An 18,436-nucleotide genomic window follows, 5' to 3' on the forward strand; every position below is an offset into this window, starting at 1 on the left:
GGGAGCAGCCGGGTCTCCCTGCTGATACCCGGCGAGCCGGGTATCGACCACCTCCAGCCCTGCTTCCTTCGGCGGTCGAGACCACTATAGGCGCGCCGCGGCCCACCGCGTAAGCGTTTCGGGAAACTGGGTTCCGGAGGTGCTCCCGAGGGGGCCTCGGAGGGCCCGGGGAACCGGCCCGGGCCGCCGACGCGGCACAATGTCACGGTGAGCGACGAACCCGGGGCCAAGAAGTCACGAGCGTCACGGTCCCGGATGACCGGCCGCGAGCGCCGCGAGCAGCTGATCGGCATCGGGCGCAAGCACTTCGCCGACCGCGGCTTCGAGGGCGCGACCATCGAGGAGATCGCCGCGTCGGCCGGCGTCTCGAAGCCGGTCGTCTACGAGCACTTCGGCGGCAAGGAGGGCCTCTACGCGGTCGTCGTCGACCGCGAGATCGCGGCCCTCCTCAGCGGCGTCACCTCGGCCCTCGACTCCGGCGGCACCTCGCGCCAGATCATCGAGCGGGCCGCCCTGGCCCTGCTCGACTACGTCGAGGGCAGCACCGACGGCTTCCGGATCCTGGTGCGGGACAGCCCTGCCGGGCAGGCCACCGGCTCCTTCGCCAGCCTGATGAGCGACATCGCGAGCCAGGTCGAGCACATCCTCGCGGCGCAGTTCAAGGCCCACAAGCTCGACCCCAAGGCCGCGCCGATGTACGCGCAGATGCTCGTCGGCATGATCGCGCTCACCGGCCAGTGGTGGCTCGACTCGCGCAGGTTCAAGAAGCACGAGGTGGCCGCCCACGTGGTCAACCTCGCGTGGAACGGGCTGACCGGCCTCGAGGCCAAGCCCACCCTGACGCCCGACGAGGGTTGAGCCGCACCGCGATCCGGCGTCAGGCGCCCTTGTGCGCCACCGCGAACACCCGGCGGAACGGGAACAGCACACCGGCCGAGGAGCGGGGGTAGGCCTCGCGCAGGGCCGCGGAGTACGGCTCGACGAACGCGGCACGCTCCTCGTCGTCCTCCAGGAGGTCGAGCACCGGTCGCAGCCCGGTGGCCGTCACCCACGTGAGGACGGGGTCCTCGTCCTCGGCGTCGGGGTCGAGGACGTGAACGTACGTGGTCTCCCAGGCGTCGACCGCGCAGCCGAGCCGGGTCAGCAGCCGCAGGTAGGTGGCCGGCTCGCCGACCGAGGGGACGTCGAGGGCGGCCGTCAGCTCGCCGGCGCGCGGGTGCTCGTCGGCGACCTCGCGCATCAGGCGGTGGCTCGGGGCGTCGAAGTTGCCCGGGACCTGGAGGGCGAACCAGCCCCCGGGGGCCAGCGCCTCGACCCAGGCGCCGACGAGGTCGAGGTGCCGGGGCACCCACTGGAGCGTGGAGTTGGTGACGACGACGTCGGGGGCCTCACCGAGCGAGGCGGGGTCCCAGTCGCGCAGGTCGGCCTGCACCCACTCGACCCGGCCCGAGGTGTCGAGCTCGCCGGCCGCCTCGAGCATCGACTCGGCGGAGTCGACACCGACGACGCGGGCCTGCGGCCAGAGCGCGGCGAGCGAGAGGGTCGCGGGCCCGTGGCCGCAGCCGAGGTCGACGACGAGCCGGGGCGCGTCGGCCCCGACCTGGGCCACGAGGTCGGCGAGCGGGCGGGAGCGCTGGCTCGCGTACCGGCCGTAGGCGGCGGGGTCCCAGCTCGGGCTCGTCCTCATGCGTCCTCCTCGGGCGGTGACTCGTCGGTCGGCGGGCCGGACAAGGTTTCTCGACATCAAGAAACTTGACGAGGAGTAGCATTCGCCGCATGCCCGCTGACGATGTCGACCGTATCGTCTCGGCGTGGCGGCGTGAGCGTCCCGACCTCGACGTCACGCCGCTCGAGGTCCTCTCGCGGGTCTCCCGCCTGGCCCGCCGGCTCGACCTCGCCCGCGGACGGGCCTTCTCCGGCACCGGCCTCGAGAGCTGGGAGTTCGACGTCCTGTCGGCCCTGCGCCGCACCGGCGCCCCGCACGAGGCGAGCCCCGGGCAGCTGGTCACCGAGACCCTCGTGACGAGCGGGACGATGACCAACCGCGTCGACCGGCTGCTGGCCCGCGGGTTCGTCGAGCGCCACCCCGACCCCGCCGACCGGCGCGGCGTCCTCGTGCGCCTGACGGCCGAGGGCGTCAGGGTCGTCGACGCCGCCCTGACCCAGCTGCTCGCCGACGAGCGCGAGCTGCTCGCCGAGCTCGAGCCCGCCGAGCGCGAGGTCCTCGCCGGCCTCCTGCGTCGCCTCCTGCGGCCCTTCGAGTCCGGCCCCGCCTGACCCGGAGGCCGTCCTCGGCCGGCCGTGCCACCCGGCCTGCCGTCGTCAGCCGGCGAGCGCCGTGCGCAGCCACCGGAGCAGCGTGCCGCCGTCGGGCGAGACCGTCGCGTCGTTGCCGATGCCGTCGGTCACGACGTCCCAGCCGTGCCGGTCCCCCGTCAGCCGCCAGCGGTCGGCCACCGTGGCCGGGGACGCCGCCACCGCCTCGTCGAGCAGGTCGCCGTCGATGCCGGTGTCCCCGTCGGAGGAGACGACGAGCAGCGGCACGCTCGTGGCCCGGGCCGCCTCGACCGCGTCCGGGACGCCCTCCCAGCGCTCCGGTCCGGAGAGGTCGACGACCGCGTCCGCCCCGGCGGCCTGACCCACCCCGAGCGCGCGGGCCCCGCCCATCGACGCGCCGACGACGGCGACCTTCGTGGCGCCCCGCGCGCGGGCCCGGTCGACGGCGAGGGCGACCTGGGCCCGGGTGTCGCCCGCGACCTGCGGTGTGCACCGCGGCGCACCGTGCAGGCAGTCGTCGACGGCGACGGCCAGCACCCCGCGCGCGCCGAGCCAGCGGGCGTACGGGACCCAGCCGCAGAAGCCTCCGGCGCCGGTCTGGTGCAGGAGGACGACGGCGGTCGGGCCGGAGCCGTAGGTCGCGCCGGTCACCGACGACCCGTCGGACCCCGTGAGGCGCTCGACCGCGCCGGGCGCGTCGACGAGGCACCGGTCGGCGACGGTGGCCGGGGCGGTCGTGGGCAGCGGTGTGAGGGTCGCCCGCGACGGCGTGGCGCTGCCGCCGGGCGAGCGGTCCTCCCCGCCGCCGGTGCTGCCACACCCCGTCATCGCCGCCGTCATGGCCAGCGCCACCACCGCGCCCCGCATCCCCACACCCCGTCGCATATGTCGACTCTGACATATCGGACTAGCCTGCGTCCATGCCCTCGGACCTCGGCCACGCGCTCCTCGGGCTGCTCGCCCGGCGGCCGTCGACGGGCTACGAGCTCGCCCGGCGGATGCAGCGGCCGGTCGGCTGGTTCTGGACCGCGGGGCACAGCCAGGTCTACCCGGAGCTGGCCCAGCTCGAGGCCGACGGGCTCCTCACGCACGAGGAGGTCCCGGGCCGCGGCCCGCGCGCGACGAAGCGCTACGCACCGACCCCGGCCGGCACGGCGGCCCTGCGGGAGTGGGTCGTCGCCGACCTCGAGCCCCAGCCGGTCCGCGACCTCGAGGTGCTGCGGCTGTGGTCGGTCTGGCTCGTCGACCCCGGGGCGGCGACCGGTCTGGTCCAGCGGGTGCGGGCCGGCCACGCCGAGCGCCTCGCGGCCCACGAGGCCGACCTCGCGACGCTCGACGGCGTCGCCGCCGCCGACGACCCGGGCACCCCGGAGTTCGCCAGCCGGCTCACCCTCGTCGGAGGGGTGCTGACCCGTCGGGCCGCGCTCGAGTGGTGCGACTGGATGCTCGCCGAGCTGGCCCGCGGTCGCCCACCCGGCGGAGGCTCCCTCAGCCGATGAGCTCGGCGGCCTCGAGCCACTCGAGCTCGAGGACCTCGCGCTCGTCGACGACCTCGCGCAGCTCGCGGTTGAGGCCCAGGACCCGCTCGTGGTCGGTCGCGGCCTCGGCCATCGCGGCGTGCAGCCGGTCCTCGCGCTGGGCGAGCCGGGCCAGCTGCTTCTCGACCCGGGCCATCACCTTGCGGGCCTCGCGTGCCTCGGCGGGGTTCGCGACCGGCGCGGACGCCGGCGCGGCGGACCCGGACGACGACCCGGACGACCCGGACGTCCCCGCAGGCCCGGGCACCCCCGCGTCCTCCGGCAGCGCGCGCACCCCTCCCCCGCGCTCGACGAGCTCGACCCGCCGCCGCAGGTACTCCTCGACCCCGCCCGGCAGGTCGCGCAGCGCCCCGTCGCCGAGCAGCGCGAGCTGGCGGTCGCAGACCCGCTCGAGCAGGTAGCGGTCGTGCGAGACGACGACGAGCGTGCCGGCCCAGCCGTCGAGCAGGTCCTCGAGCGAGGTGAGCGTCTCGATGTCGAGGTCGTTCGTCGGCTCGTCGAGCAGCAGGACGTTGGGCTCGTCCATGAGCAGGCGGGTCAGCTGGAGCCGGCGCCGCTCGCCGCCGGACAGGTCGCCGACCCGGGTCTGCTGGCGCGGGCCGGTGAACCCCAGTCGCTGCGCCATCTGCGAGGCGGTCAGCTCCTTGCGCCCGAGCCGGACGACGGAGCGCACGGCCTCGACGGACTCGATGACCCGCCGGTCGGCCCAGGCGTCGAGCTCGCGCACCTCCTGGGTGAGGAAGGCCATCCGCACGGTGGTGCCGACCTTGCGCTTGCCGGCCGCGAGCGGCACCTCGCCGGCGAGGGCGCGCAGCAGCGTCGACTTGCCCGCGCCGTTGACCCCGACCAGCCCGACCCGGTCGCCCGGCCCGAGCCGCCAGGTGAACCGGTCGAGCAGCACGCGGTCGCCGACAGACAGCCGCGCGTCGAGCAGGTCGACGACGTCCTTGCCGAGCCGGGTGGACGCGAAGCGCATCAGCTCGACGTCGTCGCGCGCCGGCGGCTCGTCGGCGATGAGGGCGTTCGCGGCGTCGATGCGGAACTTCGGCTTGCTCGTGCGCGCCGGCGGCCCGCGGCGCAGCCAGGCGAGCTCCTTGCGCAGGAGGTTGTCGCGACGCTCGGCGACCACGCCGGCCAGCCGCTCGCGCTCGGCCTTGGCGAGCACGTAGGCGGAGTACCCACCGTCGTACTGGTGCACCCGGCCGTCCTCGACCTCCCAGGTCTGGGTCGCGACGGCGTCGAGGAACCACCGGTCGTGGGTGATGACGACGAGGCCGGTGTCGGGACGGGCGAACGCACCGGCGAGGTGCTGGGCCAGCCAGGCGACGCCCTCGACGTCGAGGTGGTTGGTCGGCTCGTCGAGGAGCAGCAGGTCGGGCTGGGCGACGAGGAGCGCGGCCAGCGCCACCCGGCGGCGCTCGCCACCGGACAGCGGGCCGACGGTGGCCGACAGCCCGCCGACGACCGGGGCATCGAGCCCGCCGAGCAGCCCGACGAGCACGTCCCGCACCCGCGGGTCGGCGGCCCACTCGTGCTCGGCCATCGTGCCGAGGACGGACTCGTGCACGGTCGCCGCGGAGTCGAGGGTGTCGTCCTGGGTCAGGACCCCGACCCGCAGGCCGCCGGTGCGCGCCACCCGCCCGTCGTCGGGCGTGCGGGTCCCCGCGAGCAGCCGGAGCAGGGTGGTCTTGCCGCCGCCGTTGCGCCCGACGACGCCGATCCGGTCGCCACCGGCCACACCGAGGGAGACGGCGTCGAGCACCTGCGTGGTGCCGAGGGCGAGGGAGGCGCGCTCGACGGAGACGAGGCTGGCCACTAGTCGACCCGGTGGTGGATGACGTGCGCGCCGTGCACGGGTCCGCTGGCCCGCCGGACGTCGCGCACCGAGCCGCTGGCGGTCAGCGCGACGGCGAGGTCGATGCCGGCCTCGGTGCCCTCGACGAGGAAGGCGACCGTGGGCCCGGAGCCGGAGACGATGCCGCCGAGCGCGCCGTACTCCATCCCCGACGAGAGCACCTCGCCGAGGTCGGGGCGCAGGCTGATCGCGGCGTCCTGGAGGTCGTTGACCAGCTGGGGGGCGAGCTCGTGGGGGTCTCCGGTGCGCAGGGCGGCCATCAGAGCGGGCGTGGCGACGGGCTCGGGGACGTCGGTGCCCGCGCGGAGGCGGTCGCACTCGGCGTAGACGGCCGGGGTCGACAGGCCGCCCTCGGCGAGCGCGAGGACCCAGTGGTAGGTGCCGCGGGCCAGCACGGGGGCCAGGAGCTCGCCGCGGCCGCTGCCCATCGCCGTGCCGCCGGCGACGAGGAACGGGACGTCGCTGCCGAGCTCGGCGGCCAGCTCCTCGAGCTCGTCGCGGTCGAGCCCGAGGTCCCAGAGGTGGTCGAGCGCGACGAGGGTCGCGGCGGCGTCGGCCGAGCCCCCGGCCATCCCGCCCGCGACGGGGATGCCCTTGCGGATGGACACGTGCACGGGCTCGCCGTCGTACCGTCCGGCGACCAGCCGGGCCGCGCGCAGGGCGATGTTGTCGTCGTCCGTCGGCACGCCGTCGGCGAGCGCCCCCGACACCGAGACCCCCCAGTCGTCGGACTCCCCCACCGTGACGTCGTCGTAGAGGCTGAGGGCCTGGTAGACGCTCGAGAGCGCGTGGTAGCCGTCCGGGCGCGGGGCCCGACGAGCAGCTCGAGGTTGACCTTGGCCGGGACGCGCACCGTCACGGGGCCGGGCACGAGGGGGCCGAGGTCATGCACTCACCCTAGCCAGACCGGGGGCACCCACCGGGCGCACGATGTCGGCCTCTGCGGGAGGCGTTCTGCGCGAGCCGTTCAGGACGCACCCCGGGCCGCCGCGATGCGCGCGAAGGCCGCGACGTCGAGCTGCTCGCCGCGGGTGCGCGGGTCGACGCCGGCGGTCACGAGCGCCTCCTCGGCGGCGGCCGGCGACCCCGCCCAGCCGGCGAGGGCCGCGCGGAGGGTCTTGCGGCGCTGGGCGAACGCGGCGTCGACGACCCGGAAGACCTGCTCGCGCGTGGCGGTCGTCACCGGGGGCTCGCGGCGGGTGAGCGCGACGAGGCCGGAGTCGACGTTGGGCACCGGCCAGAAGACGCTGCGCGGCACCTGGCCGGCGAGCCGCACGTCGGCGTACCAGGCGGCCTTGACGCTCGGGACGCCGTAGGTGCGCGAGCCGGGCGGGGCGGCGAGCCGTTCGGCGACCTCGAGCTGGACCATGACGAGCACGGTCCGCAGGTCGGGGAAGTGCTCGAGCATCCGCAGCACGACCGGGACCGAGACGTTGTACGGCAGGTTCGCGACGAGGGCCGTCGGCGCCGGCCCCGGCAGCCCGGTGACCGCCAGGGCGTCGGCCGCGACGACCTCGAGCCGGTCGACCAGACGCGGGGCGTGGGTCGCGACCGTGCCGGGCAGGGCGGCGGCCAGGGTCGGGTCGACCTCGACCGCGACGACCCGGCGCACCACCGGCAGCAGGGCCAGGGTCAGGCTCCCGAGCCCGGGGCCGACCTCGACGACGACGTCGTCGGCCCCCACCCCGGAGACCCGGACGATTCGGCGCACCGTGTTGCCGTCGACGACGAAGTTCTGGCCCCACTGCTTCGTCGGGCGGATGCCGAGCCGACCGGCGAGGTCACGGATCTCGGCGGCCCCGAGGAGGGCGGCGTCGGGGGCGTCGGTCACGCGCGCCACCCTAGCGACGAGCCGGGCGGGGCCACGACGCGAGGCGGGCGCCCCCACGACGCGAGCCGCCCGCCCCTGACCGGGGACGGGCGGCTCGACGTGGCGCGGTGGGTCAGGCGGCGTGCGCGCAGCCCCACGGGCCGAGACCGGCCTTGGCGTAGTACCGGTTGGCCACGGTGATCTGCTCGGCGCGCGACGCGAGGTCGGCGCGCGGGGCGAAGTCGTCGCCGCCGTTGGCCAGCCACGAGGCGGTGGCGAACTGCAGCCCGCCGTAGTAGCCGTTGCCGGTGTTGATGCTCCAGTTGCCGCCGGACTCGCACTGGGCGATGCGGTCCCACATCGCCGCGTTGGCGAGGTTGAGGCCGGCGCCGCTGGTGTTGCCGGCGCTCGGGGCCGGCGTGGCCGGGCGGGCCTTGGTGCCGACCTTGACGACGGCGTTCTTCGGCGCGGTGAGGACGGTCGTGGAGACGACCTTCTTCGAGGCGAGCTTGCCGTCGACGTAGCGCAGCTCGCGGGTGACCTTCTGCGAGCCGTTGCGACCGGGCGTCACCGTCTTGGTCTGGCCCTCGTACATCGAGGAGTCCGACTTCTTGGTCGTCGAGTAGCGGACGGCCTCGGTGGTGGTGGCGCGCTTGGTGACGACCCGCTTGAGGACGATCTTCATGCCGTCGTCGACCGCGGTGTCGAGGCCGGGGGCGACGATGTCGGCGGCGTTGCGGTTGACGCCCAGCTCGCCGAAGACCCCGGAGACCTTGGGGGCCGAGGTGGTGACCGTGCGGGTCCTGCCGTCGACGACGACGCTGACCTTCTTGGGCATGGTCACCGCGAGGGCCAGGCCCTGGCGACCGAGGGACTGCGAGCGCGAGGCGGTGAGGACCGCCCCGTCGGCGCGCACGCCGATGTCGCGCAGGGCGGAGTCGACCGTCGTGGCCGTGGTCCAGTACTCGCGGGTCGCGCCGTCGACGGTGACCGTCAGCTTGCGCCCGTAGCGGACCGAGATGCGGTCACCGTCGCCGATCTCGCTGTCGAGCGAGGGGACGACGACGTCGTGCTCGCCGACGCGGATGCCCTCCTTGTCGAGGGCGTCACGGACGGTCGAGCCGAAGACGTGGACCGACTGCGGTGCGCCGTCGACGCTGAGCGCCACGGCCTTGTCGAAGTGGGCGACACCGACGGAACCGGCGGCGACGGCGAGAGCGGCCGCGCCCTGGGCGGCGTGGCGGATCGTGCGCGAGAGCAAGAGATCTCCAGGGGTGGTACGTCCCGGGCACCGGTGTCGGGCGTCGGCCCCGCGGGGCCCCGGCCACAGGGGGCCGAGCGGACGAAGGCGCCCCCGGCGACACTGCCGAAAGGCGCTCCATCTGCGACGCCCGGGGCGATCCGGCCCCGGCCATCTACCTCCACCGTGCAGGAGGCACCACCCCAAGGTCAAGTTTCGGTAACGGCCACGCCACCCCGTGGACGTCCCATCAGCCCCGTTCGTCACACCAGTCACACGAATCGTGCGGGGACGACCGTTCACCGACGCGTTGGTCACACCCGCCGTCCGCGAGGGTCACCCCAGGGCAGGCGGACGGGTCCCGAGCCGGCCGGCACCCCCGCACGGGGCCCAGGAAAACCTCCTGGTGGCCCGGAGGGGGCGATCACCCCACGTGGCCCGCCAGGAACCCTTCCTGGTGGCCCGGAGGGGTCGCAGCGACACCTCGACCCACTCGTGTCGCGCCGAAGCACCGTGACGTCACCGACGGGTGCACCGTCCCCACCGGGTCCGACGCTGGGGGCCGCCGGTGCCACCTACACCGCGGCCGGCCGCCGTGGAGGTCACCAGGGGCCGTAGAGGCGCTCCGCGTTCGCCGACAGCGCCTCGCAGAGGGTGGGGACGGCGACCCCGAGCACCGAGGCCATCACCCGGACGGTGAGGGGCACGAGCATCGGGCTGTTGGACGCCCCGCGCCACGGGTGCGGGGTGAGGTACGGCGCGTCGGTCTCGACGAGCAGCAGCTCGAGCGGCGTCACCGCGAGGGCGTCGCGCAGGTCCTTGGCGCTCTTGAACGTCACGGTGCCGCTGAACGACAGGTGGTACCCGCGCCGGACGCACTCGCGCGCCACCTCGAGGTCACCCGAGAAGCAGTGCATGACGGTGCGCTCGGGGGCGCCCTCGTCGGCGAGCACCCGCAGCACGTCGTCATGGGCGTCGCGGTCGTGCACCTGGAGCGCGAGGCCGGTGCGCTTCGCGAGGTCGATGTGCCGCCGGAAGGACTCCTCCTGCACGGCGTGCCCCTCGGGGCCGGTGCGGAAGAAGTCGAGCCCCGTCTCCCCGACGACCCGCACCCGCGGGTGCGCGGTGAGCGCCTCGATGCGGGCCAGGGCCTGGTCGAGCCGGCCGGCGGCCGCGAGCCCGGGGACCTCGTTGGGGTGCAGCGCGACGCCGGCCAGCACCGCCGGGTAGCGCTCGGCGGCGGCCACGGCGAACTCGGCCCCGGGGAGGTCGCAGCCCACCTGGACCACCCGGTCGACCCCGACGGCCGCGGCCGCCCGCAGCACCGGGCCGAGGTCGTCGACCGAGACCTCGTCGCCCTCGCGGCTGATGTCGAGGTGGGTGTGGTTGTCCACCACCGCCATTGGCAGCGGGTCGGGCGCCTCCGGCTCGCCTCGACGGCTGGGCTGCGACGTCACGCGCTCAGGCCCCGGCGCGGGCCAGCTCGTCGTCGACGACGGCCTCGTCGAGCTTGGTGAAGACCGGCGCCGGCTTGCTGATGGGCGTGCCGACGACGACGGGGCGCGACTCCCACCGCGGGGTGCCGGAGTAGTCGCCCGTGATGACCGGCCACGACCGCCCCTCGTCCTCGGGGTCGAGGCCCTCGACCGTGTCGAGGCGCGGCATCGGGACGAACTCACCCTCGCCGCCGAGCACGGCGTGGACCCGGTTGGCCGCGTGCGGGAGGAACGGCGCGAGGACGGTGTTGAGGTCGCTGACGCACTGGACGAGGGTGTGCAGGACGGTCGCGAGCCGCACCCGCTCGTCGTCGCCCTTGAGCTTGAACGGCTCGGTGCGCGACACGTAGGCGTTGACCTCGCCGACGACGCGCATCGCCTCGGCGATGGCGGCTCGCTGCCGGTGGGACTCCAACAGGCCTCCGACGGAGTCGAACCCGGCGAGAACGGCCGCGCGGACCTCCTCGTCGACCGGCTCGAGCGGCCCGGGCTCGGGGATCTCGCCGAAGTTCTTCGCGACCATCGCCGCCGTGCGCGACACGAGGTTGCCCCAGCCGGCGACGAGCTCGGAGTTGTTGCGCTGGACGAACTCGCGCCAGGTGAAGTTGGAGTCCTGGCTCTCGGGTCCGGCCGCGCAGATGAAGTAGCGGATGCCGTCCGGGCCGTAGCGGTCGAGGACGTCGCGCACGAGGATCGTGTAGCCCCGCGACGTGGAGAACTGCTTGCCCTCCATCGTCAGGTACTCGCTGGAGACCACCTCGGTGGGGAGGTTGAGCACCCCGTACTCGCCGGGCTCGCCTCCGCGGGAACCCTTCCCGGCGTACCCGAGCAGCTCGGCCGGCCAGATCTGGGAGTGGAAGGTGATGTTGTCCTTGCCCATGAAGTAGTACGTCAGCGCTTCGGGGTCGTTCCACCACTCGCGCCAGCGCTCGGGCTCGCCGAGCCGCCGGGCCCACTCGATGGACGCCGACAGGTAGCCGATGACGGCGTCGAACCACACGTAGAGGCGCTTGGCCGGGTTGTCGCGCCACCCGTCGAGCGGCACCGGGATGCCCCAGTCGATGTCGCGGGTCATCGCGCGCGGCTTGATCTCGTCGAGGATGTTGCGGCTGAACTTGATGACGTTCGGGCGCCAGGTGCCGGACGCCTCACGCCCCGCCAGCCACTCGCGCAGGGCGTCGGCGAGCGCCGGCAGGTCGAGGAAGAAGTGCTGGGTCTCGACGAACTCCGGTGTCTCGCCGTTGATCTTGCTCCGGGGGTTGATGAGGTCCTCGGGCTCGAGCTGGTTGCCGCAGTTGTCGCACTGGTCACCCCGGGCGTCCGGGTAGTGGCAGATGGGGCACTCGCCCTCGATGAACCGGTCGGGCAGCGTGCGGCCGGTGGAGGGCGAGATGGCGCCCTGCTGCGTGCGCTCGACCATGTAGCCGTTGAGCCAGTTCTGCCGGAACAGCTCCTGGGCCACCGCGTAGTGGTTGGCCGTCGAGGTCCGGGTGTAGAGGTCGTAGGTGCAGCCGAGGTCGGCGAGCTCGCCCGCGATGATCGCGTGGTTGCGGTCGACGAACTCGCGCGGGCTGACCCCGGCCTGGTCGGCCAGCACGAGGATGGGGGTGCCGTGCTCGTCCGACCCGCTGACCATGAGCACGTCGTGACCGGCCATCCGCATGTACCGGCTGAAGACGTCGGACGGCACACCGAACCCGGCGACGTGGCCGAGGTGGCGCGGGCCGTTGGCGTACGGCCAGGCGACGGCGGAGAGGACCTTCATGCGCCCGATCCTAGGCGTCTGCCGCAGCCCGGCTCCGCCGGGCGCCGACCGGTGGCCCCCGGCGTCAACGGGTCCACTCGTACGGTGTGGTCGTCGTGACCTTGACCAGGCCGGACCGCTCGAGGATCGGGCGGGAGTACTCGGTCGAGTCGCTGTGCAGGATGCTCTTGCCGAGCCTCAGGGCCGAGCGGGCCCGGACGGCGGTCAGGGCACGGTAGATGCCGCGACCGCGCCAGGCGGGGAGGGTCGCCCCGCCCCAGACCCCCGCGACGTCGGTGCCCGCCACCGGCTCGAGCCGGCCGCTGCTCACCATCACGCCGTCGGCCTCGGCCACCCACAGCTCCATCCCGTCGTCGCGCGAGAGCCGGAACAGCAGGTCGTCGGCCCGCCGGGTCGACACGGGGTCGCCGAACGCCTCGTCGGCCATCGCGCTCATCGCCCGGACGTCGGCCTCGTCGGTCACCCGTCGCAGCGTGATGCCCTCGGGCGGTTCGACCTCCCCGGCCAGGCCGGCGGCGGGCCCCATCATCACCGACTCCGGCTCGCCCGCGACGAAGCCGTGCTCGACGAGGGCGTCGTGCAGGCCGGGCGCGACGTCGTGCCCGCGCGTCTTCCACTCGACGTCGACCACCTCGGGCCGCGAGGCGAAGTGCGCGAGGGCCTTCCCCACCCACCCGCGGACGGTCGCGGCGTCCGCGCCGCCGAGGTCGCGGTAGCTGATGAAGCCCCGCCCGCCGGGGAAGGTCGCGAGACGCAGCGGGCCCAACCGCTCGACCGAGACGGCGCCCGGCGTCTCGGCGTCGGTGCGGAGCTGGTCGTCGTAGACGCGCAGCAGGGCGGCGGGGTCGGTGTCCACGTCCCGATCGTCCCGGCTGGACCGACGGACCGCCACCGTGTTTGCCCGAGACCACGAAACCTGGTGGCGCAGTGCCCGGTCGGGGTGTCACCCTCGTCGGCGGCCCGGACGGTCCGGGCCACCCGACGCACACGTCACCCAAGGAGGTGCGTCATGGAGAAGATCACGAACCGGCTCATCAACTGGGCCTCCGTCCTCGAGCCCACCACCCGGGAGCAGGCGGAGCGCACCTCCGCCCTGCCCTTCGTCTTCCCGCACCTCGCCCTCATGCCGGACGCCCACCTCGGGCTGGGCGCCACGGTCGGCTCGGTCATCCCCACCGACCGGACCGTGGTCCCGGCGGCCGTCGGGGTCGACATCGGCTGCGGGATGATCGCGGTGCTCACCCAGCTGACCGTCGACGACCTCGCCGACCGGTCGCTCACCCCGCTGCGGGAGAGCATCGAGCGGGCCGTCCCGCTGTCCGCCGGCGCGGCGAACCGGAAGGTCGTCGCCACGGCCGAGCCGCGGGTCACCGAGCTCGAGGCGATGGCCGCGCAGGCCGGGTTCGACCCGGACGAGCGGGCGGGCCGGTGGCGGCTGCAGCTCGGCACGCTCGGTTCCGGCAACCACTTCATCGAGGTCTCGCTCGACGAGCAGGACCGGGTGTGGGCGTTCCTGCACTCCGGGTCCCGGGGCGTCGGCAACAAGATCGCGCAGCACCACATCGGTGTGGCACGGACCCTCATGGAGCGGTACTGGATCGAGCTGCCCGACCGGGACCTCGCCTACCTCGTCGAGGGCACGGACGAGTTCTGGGCCTACGTGCGGGAGCTGCGGTGGGCCCAGCACTACGCGCTGCTCAACCGGGAGGAGATGATGGACCGGGTCCTGCGGCAGCTCGGCGAGTTCCTCGGCACCGACGTCGTCGAGGCCGAGCGGGTCAACTGCCACCACAACTTCACCCAGCAGGAGAAGCACTGGGGCAAGGAGCTGTGGGTCACCCGGAAGGGCGCCATCGAGGCGCGGGAGGGCCAGGCCGGCCTCATCCCCGGGTCGATGGGCACGCGGTCCTACGTCGTCGAGGGGCTGGGCAACCGGATGTCCCTCTGCTCGGCCCCGCACGGGGCGGGGCGGATGTTCTCGCGGAGCGCGGCCCGGAAGCGGTTCACGCACGACGAGCTGCGGCAGGCCATGCACGGCATCGAGTTCCGGGACACCGAGGCCTTCCTCGACGAGATCCCGGCGGCGTACAAGGACATCGACGTGGTCATGGCCGACGCGGCCGACCTGGTGCGGGTCCGGCACACGCTGCGGCAGGTCGTCAACGTCAAGGGCGACTGAGCACGCCTCGCTCCGAGGGGTGGTGGGCCCGCCGGTTCGTCCGGCGGGCCCACCGCTGGTTCCGGCCCGCACAACGGTTCGGTCACGGCGGAACGCACCGGGACTACCCTGACGTCCGAGCGGTGTTCGCTCTCCGGGTGCGGCCGCGTCGGGCGGTCGCCGCAGGTCAGGAGGTCGCCGTGCTGGCTGCCCTCACGGGGATGGGTCTGTCCGCGGCCGCGGGCCTCAACGCCTACATCCCGTTCCTCATCGTGGCGCTGCTCGCGCGCTTCACCGACGTCGTCACGCTGCCCACCGGCTACGAGTGGATGGAGAGCGGCTGGGCCATCGGCGTAGGCGCCGTCCTCCTGCTCGCCGAGGTCGTCCTCGACAAGGTGCCGGCGGTCGACACCGTCAACGACGCGATCCAGACCTTCATCCGCCCGAGCATGGGCGGGCTGATCTTCGCCGCGACCACGGCCGCCGCCGAGCTCGACAGCTCGACGTGGATGGCCGAGCACCCGTGGGTGTCGGTGGTCCTCGGTGTCGTCATCTCCGGCATCGTGCACACCGGGAAGATGGCCGCCCGGCCCGTCGTCAACGGCGCGACGGTCGGCTTCGGCGGTCCGGTGGTCTCCACGGTCGAGGACGGCGCGTCGATCGGCCTGTCGGTCATCGCATTGCTGGCCCCGGTGTTCGTCGTCGTGGCGCTCGGGCTGCTCGCCTGGCTGCTCGTCTGGATGTGGCTGCGGGTGCGCGACTGGCGCCGCTCGAGGCGCCCCCCGTCCTACGCGGGGTCCTGAGCCGCCCGCTCGCCGGCCGGCGGCCGGGTCATCCGACCGCCGGGCCGAGGTCGGGCACCTCGCCGGGCGTCGGCGCCTGCCAGGCCGTCGCGCGCTCCCAGTCGCTCGTCAGGAGGTCGACGGCCCCGGTGCCGGACACCGCGACCCGCAGCACCTCACCCCCGCCGCCCGCGGCGACCCACACCCGCGCCCCGGCCGCCTCCGAGCCCAACAGCCAGGCCGGCCGGCCGTCGACCTCGTCCTCGGTGACGGGCGCCGGGTCGACCTCGAGCGCGGTGACCGCCGGCACGGTGAGGGTCGCCTCGAGGACGCCGCGCAGCGTCTCGGGCCCCACCGAGCGCGCCTCGGCCGCCCGCACCGGTGCCCATCGGCCGACCCGGGCGCGCACGGCGGCGGCGCCCTTCACCCGGGTTCGCCAGAAGTCGGCGTCGCCCGCGAGCCAGTGACCGCTCTCGACCGTCAGGACGACGGAGGTCCCGCGGCCGGCGACGGTGCGCACGAGCCGCTGGTTCCCGCCGGAGGCCGAGCCCTCGAGGTCGATGCGGACCGCCCGGGCCCCGGATCCGAGGGTCCCCGTCAGGTGGCCGGACTCGGCGGCCAGGGCGAAGGTCCGGGCATCGCGGAAGGCCTCGGCGGTCGTCGGCAGCGAGGCCGGCGGGGTCGTGGCGGCGGTCGTGGGCTCGGGCACGCGCGGGGGCGCCAGCGCCGAGCAGCCGCCGAGGAGGAGGACGCCGACCGCCACCGCGAGTGCCACGGCCCGTCGGGTCCCGGCGGTCACCGGGCCTCGTGCAGGGCGTGGACGAGCAGCGGGACCGCCCCGCGCAGGAACGGCTCCCGGCCGGCGGCGGGAAGACGCACCGCCGTGACGAGCAGCCCCTCGACGGCCGCGACGATGACGACCGCGTCGTCCTGGGGCTTCGGGCGCCCGGCCCGCTCCCCGAGCTGGCGGACGGTGCGCAGCAGCCCGTCGCGCCAGCGCTCGAAGACCTCCATCAGCTCCGGCTGGCGGGCGGCCTCGAGGGACAGCTCGGCCTGGGCCCGCACGAGGGAGGGCTCGCGCACCCACCCGACGGTCAGCTCGGTGACCGCCGCCGAGACCGCCACGGGGTCACCCGCGCAGCCGGCCAGGTCGTCGCCGAGGGCCTCGACCCGTTCCTCGAGCGCGCGCCCGACGTACTCGGCGAGGGCGACGAGCAGGGCGCCCCGGGTGCGCAGGTAGGCCGAGCAGGTGCCCTCGGGCAGCCCGGCCCGGGCGTCGACCGCCCGGTGGGTCAGCCCGCGCAGGCCCGCGTCGGCCACGACCTCGACGGCCGCGGCGAGCAGCTCCGCGCGGCGGCCGGTGGGGCGGCCGGGCGGGAGGCGGGGCTGGTGGACGGGGTCATCGCCGCCATTGTGCCGCTCCGGCCGGCCGGCCCGGGGACCGACGACCCGCCCCGGGAACACCCGGCTGGCGTTATGGGTTCTACTTCTGTAGAATCATCTACATCCGTAGAAAGGAGTCGGCCATGGGACCGATCACCGGACTGTCCGTCATCGCCACCACCCTCCTCTGGACGAGCATCGTCCTCGGGGTGGTCGTCGTGGGGCTGAGCCTCGCCGTCGTCGCGCCGGCGCTCACCCGCTCGCGCGAGGACCGCAAGCGGCGCCACCTGAGCATCCCCGCGTACTACCACCTGACCCCCGCGCACTGACCCCCGCGCGCTGACCGCCGCCGGGCGCCCCACCTCGGGGCGCCCGGTCGCCGTCAGGGGGTGACGACCTTCGAGGCCGGGGGCGCCGTGACCGCCTTCGCCGCGTCCCACTCGCTGAACGAGACCTCCCCGGCGTCCGCGCCCGTGATGACGATCTTCACGAGGTGCGTGCTCGCGGGGTCGACCCAGATCTCGGCACCGCTGGGGTCGGAGGCCACCCACACCTTCCTGCCGTCCTCGGTGCGCGTCTCGACCGACGAGGTCAGCCGCTCGAGGGTGCTCAGCTCGCTCTCGTCGAACATCTCGCCGAGGATCTTGCCGATGTTGAGGTCGCCGATGTCCTTCGCGTCCTTGGCCGACACCGCGACGTACTTGCCGACGAGGGCCTTGGCCGCCGCCCCTCCGGCCTGCTCGGTCCAGAAGGCCGCGTCCCCGCCCATGTAGTACCTGCCCTTGACGGTGAGGATCTCGGCGGTGCCCTTGCCGATCCCGATCTTCGCCCGCTGGTTGCTGCCGTCGACCGTGCCGCGGATGTCGACCGTGACCTTCTCGCCGCCGCTCGTCACGCTGCCCCGGACCCGACCCGAGCTGGCGGCCAGCGACGACGCGCGCACCTTCTTGTAGAGGTCTCCGACCGACGGCTGCTCCTCCTCGGTGCTCGAGGGCGACGCCGACGCGCCCCCCGACGACGCCGACGCGCGGGGGGAGGCCGCGGTCGGTGCGCCGTCCCCCGACGAACAGCCGGTGACGAGCAGGCCGGCGAGGGCGGCGGCGGCCACGAGGGCAGCGCCGGGTCGGTTCATGGTGGGTCCCCCGGGATCTCGGTGTGGGCCCGGACGACCCGGGCGGCGGCTCATCGTAGCCACGGCCGGCGGCGACGAGGCCAGGAAGCCCGGACTCCGGCACCCAGCGACCTCCCAGCGGGGTCCCGGCCGGCTCCCGGCCGCAGCGACCTACGCTGGCCCCCATGCGACGGCGGCACCTCACGGAGACCTGGCTGGTGCTCGGCGTCTCGCTCGGCTCGTCCGCGATCTACGCGTTGCTGCGCATCGTCGACCGGCTGACCCGCCCCGAGGCCCTCTCCCGCCAGACCGCCGCGATGAACACCTCGGTCACGCCCGACCGGCCGTGGCTCGACGTCGCCTACCAGCTCGCCGGCATCGCCCTGGCCCTCGTCCCCGTGCTGCTGGCCGTCCACCTGCTGCGCCGCGACGACCCCGACGAGCCGCACACGATGGGCTTCGACCTGCGCCGCCCCGGCCCCGACCTGCTGCGGGGGCTGGCCCTGGCCGCCGTCGTCGGCATCCCCGGGCTCGGGCTCTACCTCGTCGCCAAGGCGGTGGGCCTCAACACGACCGTCGCGGCCGCCAACCTCGTGGGCGCCGCGTGGTTCACGGTGCCGCTGCTCGTGCTCGCCGCTGCGCAGAACGCCGTGCTCGAGGAGACGATCATGGTCGGCTACCTCTTCCGCCGCTGGAGCGAGGCCGGCTGGGGGCAGTGGCGGGTCATCGTCACCTCGGCGGTCATCCGCGGGACCTACCACCTGTACCAGGGCTTCGGCGGGTTCGTCGGCAACATCGTCATGGGCCTGCTCTTCGGCTGGCTCTACACGAGGACCAGGCGGGTCATGCCGCTCGTGGTCGCGCACACCGTCCTCGACGTCGTCGCCTTCGTCGGGTACTCGCTCGTCAAGCCGCACGTCTCCTGGCTCTGACGCCCACTGATTGCCCAGAACCCACCTCGGAGGCCGTTCTCAGGCCCCTCGGAGGTGGGTTCTGGGCAATCAGTCGGGGAACGCCGGGA

The 18,436-nt window shown here is 74.5% G+C and carries 18 protein-coding genes and 1 pseudogene; 7 read left to right on the forward strand and 12 right to left on the reverse strand.

Annotated elements, in window-relative coordinates:
• Positions 1-255 precede the first annotated feature (255 nt).
• Positions 256-858, forward strand: coding sequence for a TetR/AcrR family transcriptional regulator (locus G7075_RS12280; RefSeq protein WP_166124367.1), 603 nt, complete (start codon positions 256-258; stop codon positions 856-858).
• A 19-nt stretch (positions 859-877) separates the two neighbouring features.
• Here G7075_RS12280 and G7075_RS12285 read toward each other — a convergent pair whose 3' ends face one another.
• Positions 878-1,687, reverse strand: coding sequence for a methyltransferase domain-containing protein (locus tag G7075_RS12285; RefSeq protein WP_166122152.1), 810 nt, complete (start codon positions 1,685-1,687; stop codon positions 878-880).
• Between the two features lie 89 nt (positions 1,688-1,776).
• On the opposite strand from G7075_RS12285, the gene G7075_RS12290 reads away from it, so the two are divergent.
• Complete coding sequence (locus G7075_RS12290) at positions 1,777-2,277, forward strand: MarR family winged helix-turn-helix transcriptional regulator (RefSeq protein ID WP_166122154.1); 501 nt, start codon at positions 1,777-1,779, stop codon at positions 2,275-2,277.
• A gap of 45 nt (positions 2,278-2,322) precedes the next feature.
• On the opposite strand, the gene G7075_RS12295 is transcribed toward G7075_RS12290, so the two are convergent.
• The gene (locus tag G7075_RS12295) at positions 2,323-3,162 is read right to left on the reverse strand and encodes an alpha/beta hydrolase (RefSeq protein WP_166122158.1); all 840 of its coding nucleotides are present in this window, start codon (positions 3,160-3,162) and stop codon (positions 2,323-2,325) included.
• Between the two features lie 35 nt (positions 3,163-3,197).
• On the opposite strand from G7075_RS12295, the gene G7075_RS12300 reads away from it, so the two are divergent.
• Positions 3,198-3,776, forward strand: coding sequence for a PadR family transcriptional regulator (locus G7075_RS12300; protein WP_166122161.1), 579 nt, complete (start codon positions 3,198-3,200; stop codon positions 3,774-3,776).
• On the opposite strand, the gene G7075_RS12305 is transcribed toward G7075_RS12300, so the two are convergent.
• From G7075_RS12305 to G7075_RS12335, 7 genes and pseudogenes are all read right to left on the reverse strand, one after another.
• A complete protein-coding gene (locus G7075_RS12305; protein WP_166122163.1) occupies positions 3,766-5,631 on the reverse strand; it encodes an ABC-F family ATP-binding cassette domain-containing protein in 1,866 nt (621 codons plus the stop codon). The two genes, G7075_RS12300 and G7075_RS12305, sit on opposite strands and share 11 nt — an antisense overlap.
• Positions 5,631-6,416, reverse strand: a pseudogene (locus G7075_RS12310) (4-(cytidine 5'-diphospho)-2-C-methyl-D-erythritol kinase); the annotation flags it as partial. The pseudogene G7075_RS12310 and the gene G7075_RS12305, both read right to left, overlap by 1 nt.
• Before the next feature lie 221 nt (positions 6,417-6,637).
• A complete protein-coding gene (gene rsmA / locus G7075_RS12315; protein WP_240917580.1) occupies positions 6,638-7,501 on the reverse strand; it encodes a 16S rRNA (adenine(1518)-N(6)/adenine(1519)-N(6))-dimethyltransferase RsmA in 864 nt (287 codons plus the stop codon).
• Positions 7,502-7,613: 112 nt separating this feature from the next.
• Positions 7,614-8,741 carry a resuscitation-promoting factor gene (locus tag G7075_RS22270; protein WP_166122167.1) on the reverse strand — a complete coding sequence of 376 codons (1,128 nt, stop codon included), beginning with the start codon at positions 8,739-8,741 and terminating at the stop codon, positions 7,614-7,616.
• 581 nt (positions 8,742-9,322) lie between these two features.
• Positions 9,323-10,123, reverse strand: a complete 801-nt coding sequence (locus tag G7075_RS12325; protein ID WP_166122169.1) for a TatD family hydrolase — start codon at positions 10,121-10,123, stop codon at positions 9,323-9,325.
• A 58-nt stretch (positions 10,124-10,181) separates the two neighbouring features.
• Positions 10,182-11,981, reverse strand: a complete 1,800-nt coding sequence (gene metG, locus G7075_RS12330) for a methionine--tRNA ligase (protein ID WP_166122171.1) — start codon at positions 11,979-11,981, stop codon at positions 10,182-10,184.
• A gap of 64 nt (positions 11,982-12,045) precedes the next feature.
• Positions 12,046-12,837 carry a GNAT family N-acetyltransferase gene (locus tag G7075_RS12335; protein ID WP_205860491.1) on the reverse strand — a complete coding sequence of 264 codons (792 nt, stop codon included), beginning with the start codon at positions 12,835-12,837 and terminating at the stop codon, positions 12,046-12,048.
• Between the two features lie 153 nt (positions 12,838-12,990).
• Between G7075_RS12335 and G7075_RS12340 the strand changes: the two genes are divergently transcribed.
• Positions 12,991-14,160 (forward strand): RtcB family protein, encoded by a 1,170-nt coding sequence (locus tag G7075_RS12340; protein WP_166122173.1) that lies wholly within the window; start codon positions 12,991-12,993, stop codon positions 14,158-14,160.
• A 179-nt stretch (positions 14,161-14,339) separates the two neighbouring features.
• On the forward strand, positions 14,340-14,942 hold the full coding sequence (locus tag G7075_RS12345) for a DUF4126 domain-containing protein (RefSeq protein WP_166122175.1): 603 nt from the start codon (positions 14,340-14,342) through the stop codon (positions 14,940-14,942).
• A 28-nt stretch (positions 14,943-14,970) separates the two neighbouring features.
• Here the strand turns inward: G7075_RS12345 and G7075_RS12350 are convergent, their stop codons facing one another.
• Both G7075_RS12350 and G7075_RS12355 read right to left on the reverse strand, forming a co-directional pair.
• Entirely contained in the window at positions 14,971-15,720 is a 750-nt protein-coding gene (locus G7075_RS12350; protein ID WP_166122177.1) for a hypothetical protein, read from the reverse strand.
• Entirely contained in the window at positions 15,717-16,385 is a 669-nt protein-coding gene (locus G7075_RS12355; protein ID WP_166122179.1) for a TetR/AcrR family transcriptional regulator, read from the reverse strand. Before G7075_RS12355 ends, G7075_RS12350 begins: the two co-directional genes overlap by 4 nt.
• Positions 16,386-16,447: 62 nt before the next feature.
• Here G7075_RS12355 and G7075_RS12360 point away from each other — a divergent pair, with 62 nt between their 5' ends.
• Positions 16,448-16,633, forward strand: a complete 186-nt coding sequence (locus G7075_RS12360) for a hypothetical protein (RefSeq protein WP_166122181.1) — start codon at positions 16,448-16,450, stop codon at positions 16,631-16,633.
• Between the two features lie 53 nt (positions 16,634-16,686).
• Here the strand turns inward: G7075_RS12360 and G7075_RS12365 are convergent, their stop codons facing one another.
• Entirely contained in the window at positions 16,687-17,436 is a 750-nt protein-coding gene (locus G7075_RS12365; protein WP_166122183.1) for a hypothetical protein, read from the reverse strand.
• A gap of 164 nt (positions 17,437-17,600) precedes the next feature.
• Here G7075_RS12365 and G7075_RS12370 point away from each other — a divergent pair, with 164 nt between their 5' ends.
• A complete protein-coding gene (locus G7075_RS12370) occupies positions 17,601-18,347 on the forward strand; it encodes a CPBP family intramembrane glutamic endopeptidase (RefSeq protein ID WP_166122185.1) in 747 nt (248 codons plus the stop codon).
• Positions 18,348-18,436: the final 89 nt, after the last annotated feature.

This window comes from Phycicoccus sp. HDW14, from assembly GCF_011383005.1.
GTDB lineage: Bacteria > Actinomycetota > Actinomycetes > Actinomycetales > Dermatophilaceae > Phycicoccus.